Below are 15,050 nucleotides of genomic sequence, written 5' to 3' on the forward strand. Positions count from 1 at the left end.
GTTATTCTCCTCTGGTTGTGCCGCCGTCGGCGGCCAGGACAGGTGATGCGGTTGCGTCCTCTGCAGCGCCCGGCGGCACTGCGTCGTCAGGTCGGGGGACGGGCGAGGTCGGCGGCGCGGGGCGGCGTCGTGCCTGGAAGGCGAAGCCCGAGTACGCCACGGCGGCGATGATGATGACGCCCTGCACGGCGTCGCGCAGCGTGGCCGGCACCTCGGCGATGTTCATCAGCAGGAAGAGCGCTTCCAGCACGAAAGCGCCCGCGACGGCCGCCACGACCCAGCCACGCCCACCGCCGAGCACCACTCCGCCGAGAACCACGGCGGTGATCGCCACGAACTCGTACCCTCGCCCGACCGAGGGGTGCACTCCGGCGAAGCCGACCAGCAGCACGGCGGTGAGGGTTGCCGACAGCGACGAGAAGATGAAAGCGCGTGTCACGATCCACCACCCCCGCGCGCCCGCGTAGCGGACGGCGCCGGCGTTGTCGCCGATCGCGATGAGCATCTTGCCGAACGGCCGGCGGGTGAGCCAGACCGCCAGGGCGAGCCAGGCGGCGAGGATCGGCGCCGCCCACGGCAGAAACTCGATGAGGGGAAGGTCCCGCAGGCCGCCCCGGCCGATCTGGCGGAAGCTGTCGGCCGGGTTGCCCGTCGCCGCTCCCCCTGTCCACCACATGACCCCGCCCAGCAGCGCCAGCATCATGCCGAGCGTCACGATGAACGAGGGGACCTTCAGCAGGGTGGTGAGGAAGCCATTGACCACGCCGACGACGACACCGAAGACCACCATCAGCGCCAGGACCGGCAGGGTGCGCGAATCGTCCTGGCCGACGAGGTTGCCGGCGATGATGACCTGCGCGGTGATCAGCGAACCTTGCGAGAGGTCGAACTCGCCGGCGACGATGACGAAGTACTGCCCGATCGCGACGATGGCGACCGGCGCCACCCGCTGGATGAACCGCATGATCTGCCCTGGCTCGGCGAAGCCGGGGCTCAGCACGGCGACCGCGACGAGCAGAACGGCCAGCAGCAGGAAGACCGCCCCTCGCGGGCTCAGCAGGGTGCGCACGACGCTCATCCGCCCTCGCCTCCCGCCGGTGCGGCACCCCGTCGGGCGCCGACCTGGCCGGACCCGACGTGGCCGGCCTCGGCCAGGAGATCGGCCGAGGCTGCGACCATCGCCGGCGCGGCCGCGGCCGCCCTGGCATCCCCGCCGGTGCGCGTGCCGCCCGGACCGAACCGTGCCCGACGGCGCACGATGGCCCGGCGGCTGTAGATGGCCACCGCCGCGACGATCACGACCCCGCGCACGACGTCTTTGAGGAACGGGTTCACCTGCATCACGCTCATGACGTTGTCGACGACCGCGAAGATCGCCACGCCTCCGATGGTGCCCCAGACCGACCCTCGGCCGCCCATCAGAAGCGTGCCGCCCAGCACGACGGCGGCGATCGACAGCAGTGCGTATCCGCCCTGCTGGCCGACGGTGGGGCTGCCCACCCCCAGCCTGCTCGCCAGCAGCAGCCCGGCCAGACCCGCGAACACCGAGCACAGGACGTGCGCGACGATGAGGGGCGGCTGGGTGCGCAGGCCAGACAGCCGGGAGACCTCGGGGTCGCCGCCGACGGCGAACAGGTGGGCGCCGGTGCGGGTGCGGCCGAGCAGGAACCACACCAGCACGGCCAGGGCCAGCATGATGACCGTCGAGACGGGGATCGGACCGATGCCGGTCGCGCCGACCAGCTGGAAGGACCACGGGACCGATCCGGCGCTCCCCTGGAACCGCGTGTTCAGCACGCCCTGGAGGATGAGCCCCACCCCGAGCGTGGCGATGAACCCGTTGACTTTGAGGACGGTGACGATGAGACCGTTCGCAAGTCCGATGCCGGCGCACACGAGCAGCGTGAGCGTCACCGCCCACGGCACGTTGGCGGAGTTCCCCGCCATCGTCGTCGCGGCGATGAGGCTCGCCAGACTCATGACATACGTCACCGAGAGGTCGAGCGAGGCGCCCAGGATCACGAGCGTCTGCCCGAGGGCGACGAGGCCCAGCACGCTCATCCCGGTGAGGATGTCGCGGATGTTGCCGGGGCTGAAGAAACTGCGCCCGACGGTCGCGACGAGCACGGCGCCCACCGCGATGACGAGGATGAGGATCGCCAGCACGATCAGGCTGGCATCGGGCCGCAGCCGCCTCATGGCGCGCCCTCCCCCGGCCCGCCGTCGGCAGCGCGGCCCGACGCGGCGCCGGCCTGCGGGTGGGCGTCGGACGGACGGGAGCCACCGGAACCCGTCGCCGCAGCGAGCACCTCGTGCTCGGCGGCGCCGGCAGGCAGCTCGGCCACCAGTTCGCCGTCGCGCATGACGACGATGCGGTCGCTCATGCCGATGACCTCGGGCAGCTCGCTCGAGACCATGAGCACCGCCTTGCCGTCAGCCGCCAGCTGCCGCATGAGCTGATACACCGCGATCTTCGCGCCCACATCGATACCGCGGGTGGGCTCGTCGAAGAGCACGACCTGCGGCCCGGTGACGAGCCACTTCGCGAGCACCACCTTCTGCTGGTTGCCGCCGGACAGGTAGCGCACCTCCTGCTCCAGGCGACCGGCGGTGACTTCGAGGGACCCCAGGATGCCGGGCGCCTCTCGGCGGGCGGCACGGGTGCGGGTCGCGAAGACGCCGCGGATGACCAGCAGCGTGTTGTCGAGCACCGACTGGCTGAGGGCCAGACCCTGCGCCTTGCGGTCCTCGGTGACCAGCGCCAGCCCCGCCCGCACGGCGGCGCGAGCCGAGCGCAGCGTGACCACTCGGCCGTCCAGGCGCATCGTGCCGCGGGTGAACGGCTGCACGCCGAAGATCGCCTCGACAAGCTCGGTGCGACCGGACCCCTGCAGGCCCGCGATCCCCACGATCTCGCCGGCATGCGCGGAGAGGGTGACACCGTCGACGAACCCGTTGCCACAGGCCTCGAGCTCGACGCGTGCCCCGCCGCGCACCGTCCCGGGGACGGGGCCGGGGAAGTACGACTGGATCGGGCGACCGACCATGCGCCGCACCAGCTCGTCGGTGGTCAGGCTCGCGGCCGGGTCGGTGGAGACCAGCATCCCGTCCTTCAGCACGGTGATGCGGTCACAGAGGTCGAAGATCTCCTTCAGGCGGTGCGAGACGTAGAGCACGGCGACGCCGCGCGCGGTGAGCTTGCGCACGATCGCGTACAGCAGCTCCACCTCGTGGTCGCTCAGCGCGGCGGTGGGCTCGTCCATCGAGATCACGCGCGCGTCGAACGACAGCGCCTTGACGATCTCGACGATCTGCTGCTCCGCCACCGTGAGCGATCCCACGCGCCCGGTCGGGTCGATGAACGAGACGCCGAGGTCGTCCAGCAGCGCGCGGGTGCGCGCCACCATCGCGCGCGTGTCGATGAAGCCGGCGCGCCGCGGCTCGCGCCCGAGAAAGACGTTCTGCGCGACGGATCTCTCGGGAAGCAGCGTGAACTCCTGGAACACCGTCACGAGGCCGGCATCCATCGCCTGCCGCGGGTGGGCGAACGTCACGCGCCGTCCCTCGAACTCCACCGCCCCGGAATCGGGCTGGTGCACACCCGCGAGGATCTTCATGAGCGTGGACTTGCCCGCGCCGTTCTCGCCGACGAGGCCGTGCACCTCCCCGCGGCGCAGCTCCAGCGACACGTCCTGCAGCACGGGGACTCCGAAGAAGCTCTTGCCGATGCCGGCGGCGCGCAGCACCACCTCACCGGGGCCGGCGGGCACCGGGGCGTCGGCCAGCGCCGTGTCGGTCACGACTCCACCTCGACCCACTCGTGCCGCGCGGCCGAGGCCAGCACGGCCTCCGCCAGCAGGGCGGCCCGCAGCCCGTCGGCGAACGTCGGCAGGCCGTCGGGGGCCTCGCCCCGGATGGCGGCGTGCACGTCCGCGACGAAGCCATCGAAGGCATCCTGATATCCCATCGGGTGCCCGGCGGGCATCCGCTGCAGACGCGCCGACGACGCGTCCGCGGTGGCAGGATCACGCAGGAGCAGCTGGGAGCCGCGGCGCCCCCCGACCCACAGCTCCTCCGGCTGCTCCTGCGCGAATCTGAGGCTCTCCTGGCTGCCGTGCAGCTCCAGGACGAGCGCGTTCTTGCGCCCCGGTGCCATCTGCGACACCAGCAGGCTGCCGACGGCACCCGAGCGGAGCTCGACCACCAGCGCGGCGATGTCCTCGTTGCCGACTTCCCGACCGCCACGGCGGTCGAAGACGCGACGGGTGACCGCTGACAGGCGCACGATCGGCTCCCCCGCGACGAACTCGAGCAGATCGCAGAGGTGGGATCCGATGTCGGCGAACGCGCGGGACGGCCCGCCCTCCGCACTGTCGGCGCGCCAGTCGTCGTCGGATGCCGCGAGCAGCCAGTCCTGCAGGTAGGCGCCCTGCACCGAGAGGAGGGCGCCCATCTCGCCGCGCGCGACGCGGGCGCGCGCTTCTCGCACCATCGGGTGGTAGCGGTACGCGAAGGGGACGGCCGCGACCACGCCGGCATCCGCCGCCGCCTCGACCAGCCTTCGAGCGTCGGCGGCGGTGGTGGCGAGAGGCTTCTCGCACACGACGTGGCGACCGGCCGCGAGTGCTGCGAGGGCGTAGTCGGCGTGCGTGGCGTTGGGCGTGCACACGTGCACGATGTCGATGTCGGATGCCGCGATCAGGGCCGCGGCATCCCCTTCGCTGCGCGCCGCACCGAGCCGACGAGCAGCGTCGGCTGCCCGAGCCGGGGTTGAGGATGCCACCGCCACCAGCGGCGAGCCGGCGGTACGGGCAGCCGCGGCATGCACGCGGGCCATGAACCCCCCGCCGAGCACGCCGGTGCGGATCGTTCCGACACCAGTGTCGAGGACGTCCATCGTCATGGGGGGATTGTGCCACGCATGCCAGCCTTTTGATAGAGCGCCGGCAAAAGTGCCCGCCAACGACTCCGTTGGCGCGCCGCAGTCGACACAAGTCCTGTGCTTTACTGTCCGCATGGTCGACGTCGCTCGGGGCACCGCAGCCGCGCGCCCCGAGGCGGGACAGATCTTTCAGATCCTTCGCGACGGACGCGCGCGCACGAAGGCGGAGCTGACGACCGTCACCGGCTTGGCCCGTTCCACCGTCTCGTCGCGCGTCGATGCGCTCTTGGCCAGCGGACTGGTGCGGCCGGCAGGCGAGGCCGTCTCGACCGGTGGCCGCCCTCCCGTGCGCATCGCCTTCAATCCGCTGGCGGGCCTGACGGTGGCCGTCGACCTCGGGGCCACGCGGGCGACGGTCGCCATCGCCGACCTCGCCGGGCGGATTCTGACCTCCCGCACCCGCCCCCAGGACATCGCCGCGGGGCCCGAGTCGGTGCTCGACAGCGCCCTCGCGGACGCCCACGTGCTGCTGCAGGAGATCGACGCCGTGCCCGGCAGGATCGTCGGTGTCGGCATCGGAGTCCCGGGACCCGTCGAGCACTCCACCGGCCGCCCCACCAACCCCCCGATCATGCCCGGATGGGACCGCTTCGACGTGCCCGCGTACGTGCAGCGCACGTTCGCGGTGCCGGTGCTCGTCGACAACGACGTGAACATCCTGGCCCTGGGTGAACAGGCCGTCAGCTGGCCGGGAGTCGACGACCTCGTCTTCGTGAAGGTCTCCACCGGCATCGGCGCGGGGATCATCTCCGGCGGGCGACTGCAGCGGGGGGCGCAGGGCTCCGCCGGCGACATGGGCCACGTGCAGGTGCCGTACAGTCGCGACTCGCCGCGCCCCCCGGGGGACGAGCGCGATCTCGAGGCGATCGCCAGCGGCACCGCGATCGCGGCCGAGCTGCGCGCCCAGGGCATCGAGGCCCGCGCGAGCTCCGACGTGGTGTCACTCGTGCGGGCGGGCGACCCTGCCGCCATCTCCGCCACGCGGCAGGCCGGCCGGGAGGTCGGTGAGGTGCTCGCCACCGTGGTGAACATGCTCAACCCCTCCCTCATCGTGATCGGCGGAAGCATCGCCCGCGCCGGAGAGCATCTGCTCGCCGGCATCCGGGAGGTGGTCTACCGACGCTCGATTCCCCTCGCCACCCAGCACCTGGGAATCGTGCAGTCCCAGGCCGGCGAGACGGCCGGCGTGCGTGGAGCTGCCATCATGGTCACCCAGCACGTCCTCGACCCCGCGTATGTCGACGCCCTGGCCGCTCGACTCTGAGCCCCTCTCTCCCCCGCCACGAGGTCGGGGCGCCCCCGGACGCCCCCGATCACGAGACTTCTCCGACACGTAACACGGTCGAGACATACGCGAGGTTGACTGTAGTTCCCGCCCCATCCCGGGCTGAATCGAGCAGCGCTGCCGCCCACCACGCGGCGCGCGGAAGGAGCGACCGATGAGATTCCGGCCGCTGAGATCGACCACCGTCCCCGAAGCGGGGACCGTCGTCGTCTCCGACCCGCCCGCCACGATGAGAGCCGTCGTGTACGACGCACCCGGCGCGGCCGACGTGCTGCGCCTCGCTGAGGTGCCGGTGCCGACGCCCGTGCTGAGCGAGGTGCTCGTGCGCGTCGTGGCAGCCGGCGTCAACCCGATCGACGCCAAGACCCGAGGCGGCGCGGGGGCGACGGCCGGCATCGGGTCGTACCCGAGCACCCTCGGCTTCGACTTCAGCGGCGTCGTCGTCAAGGCGCCCTACGAGGCGCACCCGCTGCCCCCCGGGACCGAGGTATACGGCATGGTGCCGTTTCCGCGCTCGGGCGGCGCGTATGCCGAGTACGCGGTCGTTCCCACACTGTCGGTGGCACGCAAGCCCGCGTCACTGTCGCACGCCGAAGCGGCCGGGGTGCCCCTCGCGGCCCTCACAGCCTGGGGTCTCGTCGTCGAAACGGCGCACGCGCACGAGGGCCAGCGGATCCTGATCCACGCCGGCAGCGGCGGCGTCGGGCACTTCGCGGTGCAGCTGGCGTCGTACTTCGGCGCGCACGTGACTGCCACCGGGTCCGCGGCGAACCTGCCGTGGCTGCGGGACCTCGGCGCGTCGGTGGCCATCGACTACGCGACCACGCGGTTCGAAGACGTCGTCGCAGACGTGGACGTGGTCATCGACCTCGTCGGCAACGTGCACGACGACACCGGCACGCGGTCGCTGACGGTGATGCGCCCGGGCGGACTGTATGTGCTGGTCCCCACGGGCGGGTGGCCCGGCTACGCCGACGCCGCCGCCGCGGCCGGCATGCGGGCGACGTCCTACAAGGTGATCCCCGACGGCGGCGTGCTCGCCACCCTTGCGCGGCTGCTGGAGTCGGGATCCATCCGGGTGTACCTCGACCGCGTCTTCGACCTCGAGGAGGCGGCCGAGGCCCACCGCGAGCTGGAACGCGGACACACCCGCGGCAAGTCGGTGCTGCGCATCAGCGACGACTGAGCTCAGGACACGAGCACCCGCCGCGCTTCGCCGACGAGCTCGTCGGCGATCGCATCCAGCAGCGGGGACCGAAGATTCCACTGCTGCCAGTACAGCGGCACGTCGACCGCGTCGTCACCCAGCAGCACGAGCTCTCCGGCATCCAGCGCACGCTGCGACTGCAACCGGGGCAGCATCGCCCAGCCCAACCCGAGCGTGACGGCGGAGGCGAAGTCGTGCGATGCCGGTACGTAGTGGCGCGGGGGCTCCCCCGGGTCGACGCCGCGACGGCCGAGCCACGCGCGCTGGATATCATCGCGACGGTCGAAGTCGACGAGCGGCGCCGCAGCGAGGGCCCCGACGTCGGCTCCGCCGGGGAACCACCGCGCCACGAAGCCGGGCGTGGCCACCGGCTCGTAGCGCAGCGTGCCGAGCGCGGTCACGGCACACCCGGCGACCGGCGCGCCCTGCGAGGTCACCGCCGCCATCACCGTGCCGCTCTCCAGCAGCCCCGCGGTGAAGTCCTGGTCGTCGCGGTGCAGATCGAACACGACCGGATGCCTGCGCGACAGCCGCGCCAGGGGCGGCAGGAACCACGTCGCCAGCGAATCCGCGTTGACGGCCAGCGGCACCGAGGTGACCGCCGCCTGCTCGCCACCGAGTTCCCGCACCGCATCGTGCTCGAGCAGCGCGAACTGCCGCGCCAGGCGCACCACCGCCCGGCCGGCATCGGTGGGACGCACGGGCTTCGACCGCACCAGCAGCACCCGACCCACGTGCTGTTCCAGCGCCTTGATGCGCTGGCTGACTGCCGACGGCGTCACATGCAGGCGCCGCGCCGCAGCATCCAGCGTGCCCTCGTCGATGACGGCGGCCAGGGTCTCGGCCAGGTCCACGGGAATTCGAGGCATAAGGCATGCTAATGGGCGTGAAAGATCTTGAGCTGTACTGATCCAGCCGGTGGACGTAGCGTCGAAGGGTGCTCTCCTCTCTCGCCGCCGGCTTCGCTCTCGGTCTGTCCCTAATCGTCGCGATCGGCGCGCAGAACCTCTTCGTGCTGCGTCAAGGGGTACGGCGCGAGCACGTCGCGGCGGTCGCGATCGTGTGCGCCGCATCGGATGCCGCGCTCATCGCCGTGGGGGTGGCGGGCCTGGGCGCTGCGCTGCAGGCGGTGCCGTGGCTCGTCGATGTCGTCCGCTGGGCGGGCGCGGCGTTCCTGCTCGCCTACGCCCTGCTCGCCGCCCGTCGCGCGTGGCGACCCACCGGTGCGACTTTCGCCGGCGCGGCCGACGCCGCCGGCGCGACGGACCCGGCGTCGACCCGCGACGAGGCGGCATCCGCTCCGTCCCACGCGACCGTGACGCGGCCCCGGCTCGCGCCGGTGCTGCTCACCTGCCTGGCGCTCACCTGGCTGAACCCGCACGTCTACCTCGACACGGTCTTCCTGCTCGGCAGCATCGCCAGCACCCACGGCGACCTGCGCTGGGTGTTCGCGTTCGGCGCCATGACCGCGAGCGTGACGTGGTTCTTCTCCCTTGCCTACGGGGCGAGGTACCTCGGGCGATGGCTCTCGACGCCACGCGCCTGGCGGGTGCTCGACGGGCTCATCGCCGTGGTGATGGCTGCGCTCGCGGTCAGCCTCGTCCTGCCGCACTGATGGAGGTCGCGCCCCGACGCCGCGCGGGGCACGATGGAGCGATGAGACGGGTGCACGTGATCGTCCGCGGCGAAGTGCAGGGCGTCGGCTACCGGTACACGCTGCGCATGGTGGCCACGGATGCCGGGACGTCCGGATGGGTGCGCAACCGCCGCGACGGCACGGTCGAGGCCGAGATCGAGGGCACCGCGGAGCAGGTGGACGCCGTGCTCGCGTGGATGGCCGAGGGCCCTCCGGGCTCTCGGGTAGATGCCGCAGCAGTGACCGAACGCGACCCCCGGCGCTCCGCGGGGTTCGACGTCCTGCCGACCGCTTGACCAGCGTCCCGCTCCACTGTCCCCGCCACTCCCATTCCCGCTCCTGCCGCCACTCCCACACACCCCTCACCTGGCGCGGACCACGCTTTCCCGGCGCCTGCAGCGACCATTCGCGACAGGCGAGCACCCTCTCGTGAGCACCTCGCCCGGCAGACGGCCCGGAAACGACGCAGGGACCCCGCCCGAAGGCGAGGTCCCTGCGTGTGAGCGGGTGGGCTCAGAAGACGTTGACGTCCAGCGGGATGCCGGGGCCGAACGTGGTCGACACCGCACCCTTCTGGATGTAACGGCCCTTCGAGCTCGACGGCTTCAGACGCACGATCTCTTCGAGCGCGGCCTTGAAGTTCTCGTCCAGCTGCTCGGCCGAGAACGACGCCTTGCCGACGACGAAGTGCACGTTGGCGTGCTTGTCGACACGGAACTCGATCTTTCCGCCCTTGATCTCCTCCACGGCCTTGGCCGGGTTGGGGGTCACGGTGCCGGTCTTCGGGTTCGGCATGAGGCCGCGGGGACCCAGCACCTTACCGAGGCGACCGACCTGGCCCATGAGCTCGGGCGTGGAGACCGCTGCGTCGAAGTTGGTCCAGCCACCGGCGACTTTCTCGATGAGCTCGGCACCGCCGACCTCGTCCGCACCTGCGGCGATGGCGGCCTCGGCCGCCGGGCCCGTTGCGAACACGATGACGCGGGCGGTCTTGCCCGTGCCGTGGGGCAGGATGACCGTGCCACGGACCATCTGGTCCGCCTTGCGCGGGTCGACGGCGAGCTTGAGCGCGACCTCGACGGTCGAGTCGAACTTCTTCGACCCGGTCTCCTTGGCCAGCTGAACGGCCTCGGTGGACGAATAGAACTTGCCGGGCTCGATCTTCTCGGCCGCTGCGTTGTAAACCTTGGACTTAGCCATGTTCGTTATCCCCCTCAGTCCTCAACCGTGATGCCCATGGAACGGGCGGTGCCGGCGATGATCTTCGAGGCGGCCTCGATGTCGTTCGCGTTCAGGTCGGGCTGCTTGGTCTCGGCGATCTGACGCACCTGCTCCTTGGTGAGCTTGCCCACCTTGGTGGTGTGCGGGGTCTGCGATCCCTTGGCCACACCGGCGGCCTTCTTGATGAGCTCCGCGGCCGGGGGCGTCTTCAGGACGAACGTGAAGCTGCGGTCTTCGTAGACCGTGATCTCCACGGGGATGACGTTGCCGCGCTGCGACTCGGTCGCGGCGTTGTACGCCTTGCAGAACTCCATGATGTTGACGCCGTGCTGACCGAGCGCCGGACCGATCGGCGGCGCGGGGTTCGCGGCGCCGGCCTTGATCTGGAGCTTGATCAGGCCGGTCACCTTCTTCTTGGGTGCCATGTGTAGCTTCCTCTCTTCGAAGGACCGGTCCGTCGCCAGGCTCGGGACCGCGTCCATCTCCCGCGTGTCCGGCGGTTCCGGACGGCGGTTGGTCTGCCCGCGCGCTGAACGCACGTGCAAACTCCACAATCTTACCCGATCCCCGCGCCCTCCCCGCGCATCGACCCCGGCGCCGCCGTCGACAGTGTCCCCGGTCGGCGGGACCATGGGTCCACATCATCCCCGAGGAGGACTCATGTTCCGCGGACTGGCCAATCTCAATCTCGTCTCCGACGACATGGATGCCGCCATCGACTGGTACTCCACCGTTCTCGGCTCCCCGCCGTACTTCACCCGCCCCGAACAGGGGCCGCCTCAGTACGCGGAGTGGCGATTCGGTGACGACGAAGACGAGCTCGCCCTGATGGATGCCGCCTTCCGGCCGGTGCAGCCTGCGCCCGGCGGCGCCGTCGTCAGCATGCACGTCGACGACATCCACGACAGTGTCGATCGCCTGCTCGAGCTCGGCGCAACCACCTTCGAGCCGGTGACACAGCGTGGCGAGGGCTGGTGGTCAGCGACCATCGCCGACCCCTTCGGCAACCTCATCGGCCTCATCCACAGCCCGCACTGGGCGGGCAAGCACGCCCCGTGAACGCGAGAACGCCCCGCGGCCGATGGGCTGCGGGGCGTTCGTCGTGACCGGGAGCGGTCAGAGCTTGGTGACCTGGTCGAAGGACAGCTCGACGGGGGTCTCGCGCTCGAACAGGGAGACGAGCACCGTGAGCTTGCCGCTCTCGGGCTTGATCTCGCTGATCGAACCGGGAAGACCGGCGAACGAGCCTTCCTTGATCGTGATCGTCTCGCCCACCTCGAAGTCGACCTCGGCGGGGATGCTGCGCGCCTGCGTGGCCGAGCCCTTGGCAGCGCCGCCCTTGGCAGAGGCGACCTCCTTGACCTCGACGAGGGACTTCAGCATGTTGAAGGCCTCTTCGAAGCGCAGCGGCGTCGGGTTGTGGGCGTTGCCGACGAAGCCGGTGACGCCGGGCGTGTGACGCACGACCGACCAGGTGTCCTCGTTCAGCTCCATGCGCACGAGCACGTAGCCGGGGATCCGGACGCGCGTGACCATCTTGCGCTGACCGTTCTTGATCTCGACGACGTCCTCCATGGGGACCTCGACCTGGTAGATGTCCTCTTCGACCTCGAGCGTCGACTTGCGCTGCTCGATGTTGGCCTTCACCTTGCGCTCAAAGCCGGCGTAGGAGTGGATGACGTACCACTTGCCCGGAAGGCTGCGCAGCTCGGCGCGGAACGCCTCGTAGGGGTCCTCTTCGGCGTCCTCGTCCTCTTCGCCGGACTCTTCCGCCGCCTCCGCGTCGTCGACGACGCGACCGGCCGCGGCGAAGTCCGCGAGGAAGTCCACGTCCTCGGCGGGAGCGTCGGGCTCGCCGTTGACATCGGGACCGTCGTACGGGGTGACCTCATCGGCCTGCTCGGCGACGCGCTCGGCCTGCTCTTCGGCGAGCGAGTCGTTGAGCACCTCTGCGGCGGCCTCGGCCTCGGCGGCCTCGTCGATCTCCAGAGCGTCGTTCACGATGGCGTCGGCCTCGGGGTCGTCGACCTCGACACCGTCCAGGTCGGAAGTCTCATCCTGCTGCCCGTCACCGTCCTCGACGATGTGCACGGCGGCACGCTCGGCCGGCTCGGACGCGCGCTCCTCTTCAGCGAGCACGTTGCCCTCCTGGGCTTCGTCGTCCTCACTGGACTGCTCGGCAGCGGTCGCCCAATCGGCGTCGTCGACATACTTTTCAGACACTTGGGTCCTCTTCCGTTCTTGGATCCGGCGCCATGTCCCGGGTCACCGGAGTGGATCCGGCGTGTGCGCTCAGAGCGGGACGCCGAAGACGATCTGCGCCAACCAGGTGAACACCCAGTCGAGACCGTAGACGATCGCCATCATCACGACGACGAAGCCGAGCACGACTCCCGTGAACTTCAGGAGTTCCTGGCGGGTGGGGGTCACGACCTTGCGGAGTTCCGCAAAGACCTGACGGATGAAGATGGCGATGCGCTGGAAGAAGTTCGGCTTCTTCTCACGCGGCGCGTCGTTGGCGACGACCTCGCCCTTCGACTCGTCCTGGACCATCAACCCCACCTGTGTGTGACCTGGTGTGCCAGCGTGTGCTGACGCGCAGGGCGGACAGGAATCGAACCTGCAACCTGCGGTTTTGGAGACCGCTGCTCTGCCAATTGAGCTACCGCCCTAAAGGCCCGGGGGCCTCAGGATGAAATCGCACTCCGGCTGTGACAAGGACGGAATTCCGCTCCCGGGCACGGCGAAAGAATGCAGATTTCGACTGCACACCCCAGTGTACGGCATGCCCTCTGCGCCCGGCGAATCCCGCCGACCGGCAGGCCGCGCGACCCGGGCCCGCGCCGGTCAGTACTCGGCGATTCCGTAACGGTCCGGCTCGGGTTTGCGGGCGAAGGCCCGCCCCGAGACCGCGACGGGCTCGATCCGCACGTAGTGGTACTTGAGCGTCGGAATCCACGGATGAAGCGGCAGCGCGTCGGCCGCGTGCACCTCTTCGCTCGTATCGAGCACGCGGGCGTGCCCGCGCACCACGACGCTCCACGCGTCATCGTCGTCGTGGTCGTCCGCTTCGAAGAGCACTTCGTCGTTGACGGTCAGCTCGAAGAGCTTGCTGCCCGGCGCGGTGCGGAAGACGATGGTGCCGTCGTCGACGACGAAGTTGACCGGAAAGATGTCCAGCACATCCTTCACATGCGTGACGAGGCGTCCGAGCTTCTGCCCGGCGAGCCTCTCCCAGCACTCCCCGTCCGACAGGGCGTCGACGAACTCCTGCAACTGATCCATACCTCCATCCAACCCCCGACGACGGGCGGATGCCAGAGGCTCAAGCGGTCGGCGCGACCCGGATCAGCTTCTTGTTGACGAATTCATCGGCCGCGAGCAGCCCGAGCTCCCGTCCCGTGCCGCTGCGCTTGACTCCCCCGAACGGGAGCTCCGGCGAATCCGCCAGCACGACGTTGACGTAGACCATCCCGGCGTCGATGCGATCCGCCACGCGCTCCGCCTGCTCAGGGTCGGTGGTGAAGACGTAGGAGCCCAGGCCGAAACCGGTGTCGTTGGCGACCTTGACCGCCTCGTCCTCGTCGGCCACCCGGTAGACGACCCCCACAGGCCCGAAGAACTCCTCACGGTAGGCGTCCATGTCGCGCGTCACCCCGGTCAGCACGGTACCGGGGTAGAACGCGCCGTCGCGGGTGCCGCCCGTGACGAGCGTCGCACCCTGGGCCACGGCACGGTCGACCTGCTCCGCCAGACGCTCTGCCGCACTCACCGACGACAGCGGCCCGAGCACGGTCTCTTCGGCGAAGGGGTCGCCCACGGTCGCCGCCGACATCGCTGCGGCGAACTTCTCCAGGAATGCGTCGTAGAGGTCATCGACGACCAGAAAGCGCTTCGCCCCGTTGCAGGACTGCCCCACGTTGTCGAGTCTCGCCTCGACGGCCGCCTGCACCGCCTGGTCCAGGTCGTCGCTGGACAGCAGCAGGAACGGGTCGGAGCCGCCGAGCTCCAGCACGGCCTTCTTGAGATGGCGGCCCGCGACCTCCGCGACCGCTGCCCCGGCGCGCTCGGAACCGGTGACGGACACCCCCTGCACACGGGGGTCGGCGATCACCTGCGCAGCCTGCTCGTTGGTGAGGCGCAGGTCCGTGTAGACGCCGGGCGGGAACCCCGCGTCGGAGTAGATGCCGGCGATGGCCTCGGCCGACTGCGGGCACTGCGGGGCGTGCTTGAGCAGGATGGCGTTGCCGATGGCGATGTTCGGAGCGGCGAAGCGAGCCACCTGGTAGTACGGGAAGTTCCACGGCATGATCCCCAGCAGCACGCCCAGGGGTGACCGGCGGATGACGGCGGTGCCCTCGCCCAGGATCTCCAGCGGGGTGTCGGCGGTGATCCTGCCGATGTTGTCGGCGTAGTACTCGGTGATGTCGGCCGCGAAGTCGACCTCGCCGAGGGCAGCGGTGAGGGGCTTGCCCATCTCCCGCACGATGATTTCCGCCAGTGCGTCGCGCCGCTCACGGTGCAGTTCGGCAACCCGGCGCAGCAGCCGTGCCCGCTCCTCGACCGATGACTCGCGCAGCCAGCCGCGCGCGGCCTCGTCTGCGGCGACGAGGGCCTCCTCGACCTCGATGTCGGTGGCGGTGGGATAGGTGGCGAGGGTTTCCCCGGTGGCGGGGTTCACGACCGCATACGTGCTCATGGATGCTCCGTTCCCCCGCCCGCAGCGGGGATCAGCGTGTGGGTGAGGCCCATCATGCCG

Annotated in this window: 16 protein-coding genes and 1 tRNA gene; 5 read left to right on the forward strand and 12 right to left on the reverse strand. The window is 70.4% G+C overall.

The features are described from left to right. Window position 1 precedes the first annotated feature (1 nt). From QNO14_RS11570 to QNO14_RS11585, 4 genes are read right to left on the reverse strand one after another with little or no spacing between them, the layout of a single operon-like run. Window positions 2–1,078, reverse strand: coding sequence for an ABC transporter permease (locus QNO14_RS11570; protein WP_257505425.1), 1,077 nt, complete (start codon window positions 1,076–1,078; stop codon window positions 2–4). Further along, the gene (locus tag QNO14_RS11575; RefSeq protein WP_257505427.1) at window positions 1,075–2,199 is read right to left on the reverse strand and encodes an ABC transporter permease; all 1,125 of its coding nucleotides are present in this window, start codon (window positions 2,197–2,199) and stop codon (window positions 1,075–1,077) included. The genes QNO14_RS11570 and QNO14_RS11575 overlap by 4 nt, the downstream gene beginning before the upstream one ends. Further along, the gene (locus QNO14_RS11580; RefSeq protein ID WP_257505428.1) at window positions 2,196–3,800 is read right to left on the reverse strand and encodes a sugar ABC transporter ATP-binding protein; all 1,605 of its coding nucleotides are present in this window, start codon (window positions 3,798–3,800) and stop codon (window positions 2,196–2,198) included. Before QNO14_RS11580 ends, QNO14_RS11575 begins: the two co-directional genes overlap by 4 nt. Beyond that, the gene (locus QNO14_RS11585) at window positions 3,797–4,903 is read right to left on the reverse strand and encodes a Gfo/Idh/MocA family protein (protein WP_257505429.1); all 1,107 of its coding nucleotides are present in this window, start codon (window positions 4,901–4,903) and stop codon (window positions 3,797–3,799) included. Before QNO14_RS11585 ends, QNO14_RS11580 begins: the two co-directional genes overlap by 4 nt. 112 nt (window positions 4,904–5,015) lie before the next feature. Between QNO14_RS11585 and QNO14_RS11590 the strand changes: the two genes are divergently transcribed. Next, on the forward strand, window positions 5,016–6,206 hold the full coding sequence (locus QNO14_RS11590) for an ROK family transcriptional regulator (protein ID WP_257505430.1): 1,191 nt from the start codon (window positions 5,016–5,018) through the stop codon (window positions 6,204–6,206). 175 nt (window positions 6,207–6,381) lie between these two features. Continuing rightward, window positions 6,382–7,413 (forward strand): NADP-dependent oxidoreductase, encoded by a 1,032-nt coding sequence (locus QNO14_RS11595; RefSeq protein WP_257505431.1) that lies wholly within the window; start codon window positions 6,382–6,384, stop codon window positions 7,411–7,413. Between the two features lie 2 nt (window positions 7,414–7,415). Here QNO14_RS11595 and QNO14_RS11600 read toward each other — a convergent pair whose 3' ends face one another. Next, on the reverse strand, window positions 7,416–8,303 hold the full coding sequence (locus QNO14_RS11600) for a LysR family transcriptional regulator ArgP (RefSeq protein WP_257505432.1): 888 nt from the start codon (window positions 8,301–8,303) through the stop codon (window positions 7,416–7,418). Window positions 8,304–8,371: 68 nt separating this feature from the next. Between QNO14_RS11600 and QNO14_RS11605 the strand changes: the two genes are divergently transcribed. Together QNO14_RS11605 and QNO14_RS11610 are read left to right on the forward strand one after the other, a co-directional pair. Then, complete coding sequence (locus QNO14_RS11605; RefSeq protein WP_257505433.1) at window positions 8,372–9,049, forward strand: LysE/ArgO family amino acid transporter; 678 nt, start codon at window positions 8,372–8,374, stop codon at window positions 9,047–9,049. Between the two features lie 41 nt (window positions 9,050–9,090). After that, on the forward strand, window positions 9,091–9,366 hold the full coding sequence (locus QNO14_RS11610) for an acylphosphatase (RefSeq protein WP_257505434.1): 276 nt from the start codon (window positions 9,091–9,093) through the stop codon (window positions 9,364–9,366). 217 nt (window positions 9,367–9,583) lie between these two features. On the opposite strand, the gene rplA is transcribed toward QNO14_RS11610, so the two are convergent. Further along, the gene (gene rplA / locus QNO14_RS11615) at window positions 9,584–10,270 is read right to left on the reverse strand and encodes a 50S ribosomal protein L1 (RefSeq protein ID WP_257494155.1); all 687 of its coding nucleotides are present in this window, start codon (window positions 10,268–10,270) and stop codon (window positions 9,584–9,586) included. Between the two features lie 14 nt (window positions 10,271–10,284). Next, entirely contained in the window at window positions 10,285–10,716 is a 432-nt protein-coding gene (gene rplK / locus QNO14_RS11620; RefSeq protein WP_257494154.1) for a 50S ribosomal protein L11, read from the reverse strand. A gap of 235 nt (window positions 10,717–10,951) precedes the next feature. Between rplK and QNO14_RS11625 the strand changes: the two genes are divergently transcribed. After that, window positions 10,952–11,350 (forward strand): VOC family protein, encoded by a 399-nt coding sequence (locus tag QNO14_RS11625; RefSeq protein WP_257494153.1) that lies wholly within the window; start codon window positions 10,952–10,954, stop codon window positions 11,348–11,350. Window positions 11,351–11,407: 57 nt separating this feature from the next. On the opposite strand, the gene nusG is transcribed toward QNO14_RS11625, so the two are convergent. The 5 genes from nusG to QNO14_RS11650 all read right to left on the reverse strand — a co-directional run bounded on the left by nusG (window position 11,408) and on the right by QNO14_RS11650 (window position 14,990). Continuing rightward, on the reverse strand, window positions 11,408–12,514 hold the full coding sequence (gene nusG / locus QNO14_RS11630) for a transcription termination/antitermination protein NusG (RefSeq protein ID WP_257505436.1): 1,107 nt from the start codon (window positions 12,512–12,514) through the stop codon (window positions 11,408–11,410). A 69-nt stretch (window positions 12,515–12,583) separates the two neighbouring features. After that, window positions 12,584–12,844 (reverse strand): preprotein translocase subunit SecE, encoded by a 261-nt coding sequence (secE, locus tag QNO14_RS11635; protein WP_257494151.1) that lies wholly within the window; start codon window positions 12,842–12,844, stop codon window positions 12,584–12,586. A 46-nt stretch (window positions 12,845–12,890) separates the two neighbouring features. After that, a tRNA-Trp gene (locus QNO14_RS11640) sits at window positions 12,891–12,963 on the reverse strand. A 175-nt stretch (window positions 12,964–13,138) separates the two neighbouring features. Next, the gene (locus tag QNO14_RS11645) at window positions 13,139–13,576 is read right to left on the reverse strand and encodes a pyridoxamine 5'-phosphate oxidase family protein (RefSeq protein WP_257494150.1); all 438 of its coding nucleotides are present in this window, start codon (window positions 13,574–13,576) and stop codon (window positions 13,139–13,141) included. Between the two features lie 40 nt (window positions 13,577–13,616). Continuing rightward, a complete protein-coding gene (locus tag QNO14_RS11650; RefSeq protein ID WP_257505437.1) occupies window positions 13,617–14,990 on the reverse strand; it encodes an NAD-dependent succinate-semialdehyde dehydrogenase in 1,374 nt (457 codons plus the stop codon). Window positions 14,991–15,050: the final 60 nt, after the last annotated feature.

The organism is Microbacterium sp. zg-Y625 (assembly GCF_030246925.1).
Classification (GTDB): domain Bacteria; phylum Actinomycetota; class Actinomycetes; order Actinomycetales; family Microbacteriaceae; genus Microbacterium; species Microbacterium jiangjiandongii.

What these genes read in the sequence shown, in the direction of transcription:
- QNO14_RS11570 (WP_257505425.1), bottom strand. Translation starts at nt 1,078, where the DNA reads ATGAGCGTCGTGCGCACCCTGCTGAGCCCGCGAGGGGCGGTCTTCCTG.
- QNO14_RS11575 (WP_257505427.1), bottom strand. Translation starts at nt 2,199, where the DNA reads ATGAGGCGGCTGCGGCCCGATGCCAGCCTGATCGTGCTGGCGATCCTC.
- QNO14_RS11585 (WP_257505429.1), bottom strand. Translation starts at nt 4,903, where the DNA reads ATGACGATGGACGTCCTCGACACTGGTGTCGGAACGATCCGCACCGGC.
- QNO14_RS11590 (WP_257505430.1), top strand. Translation starts at nt 5,016, where the DNA reads ATGGTCGACGTCGCTCGGGGCACCGCAGCCGCGCGCCCCGAGGCGGGA.
- QNO14_RS11595 (WP_257505431.1), top strand. Translation starts at nt 6,382, where the DNA reads ATGAGATTCCGGCCGCTGAGATCGACCACCGTCCCCGAAGCGGGGACC.
- QNO14_RS11600 (WP_257505432.1), bottom strand. Translation starts at nt 8,303, where the DNA reads ATGCCTCGAATTCCCGTGGACCTGGCCGAGACCCTGGCCGCCGTCATC.
- QNO14_RS11610 (WP_257505434.1), top strand. Translation starts at nt 9,091, where the DNA reads ATGAGACGGGTGCACGTGATCGTCCGCGGCGAAGTGCAGGGCGTCGGC.
- rplA (WP_257494155.1), bottom strand. Translation starts at nt 10,270, where the DNA reads ATGGCTAAGTCCAAGGTTTACAACGCAGCGGCCGAGAAGATCGAGCCC.
- rplK (WP_257494154.1), bottom strand. Translation starts at nt 10,716, where the DNA reads ATGGCACCCAAGAAGAAGGTGACCGGCCTGATCAAGCTCCAGATCAAG.
- QNO14_RS11625 (WP_257494153.1), top strand. Translation starts at nt 10,952, where the DNA reads ATGTTCCGCGGACTGGCCAATCTCAATCTCGTCTCCGACGACATGGAT.
- secE (WP_257494151.1), bottom strand. Translation starts at nt 12,844, where the DNA reads ATGGTCCAGGACGAGTCGAAGGGCGAGGTCGTCGCCAACGACGCGCCG.
- QNO14_RS11645 (WP_257494150.1), bottom strand. Translation starts at nt 13,576, where the DNA reads ATGGATCAGTTGCAGGAGTTCGTCGACGCCCTGTCGGACGGGGAGTGC.
- QNO14_RS11650 (WP_257505437.1), bottom strand. Translation starts at nt 14,990, where the DNA reads ATGAGCACGTATGCGGTCGTGAACCCCGCCACCGGGGAAACCCTCGCC.